Origin of the sequence: Bacillus sp. GbtcB10 (assembly GCF_019091365.1) — a bacterium.
Classification (GTDB): domain Bacteria; phylum Bacillota; class Bacilli; order Bacillales; family Bacillaceae; genus Bacillus; species Bacillus altitudinis.
This window is the reverse complement of sequence record NZ_JAGXJP010000163.1, coordinates 1-269: the sequence shown is the minus strand read 5'-3', so window position 1 is coordinate 269 and position 269 is coordinate 1. Positions and strand designations below refer to the sequence as shown.

1 pseudogene is annotated in these 269 nt (G+C 39.8%); it reads left to right on the top strand.

What is annotated here, in order from left to right:
- Positions 1-165, top strand: a pseudogene (locus KVT11_RS21195) (PTS transporter subunit EIIC); the annotation flags it as partial.
- Positions 166-269: the final 104 nt, after the last annotated feature.

Here is a 269-nt window from a genome sequence, read left to right as displayed (position 1 = left end):
ATCGCGGCCGTATCGATAGGCGTATCAGGTCTTCCTTTGTCATTTTTAGTCCATACCCACCAAGTTCTATTGTATATTCTCGGTTTGTTTATTTCCTATGCTGCCGGCTTTGCCTTAACATATCTCTTTGGTTTTAAAGACGATATGGCAGTTGAATTTGATTAAACGTTTGTTTAAAATTCCCACTATGCATTTTTTGACAGAAAGGAGTGAAGCAAGCTGAAAAAGTTTATGATCAGCGCTGCAGCATCGTCCCTATTGTTGCTGAC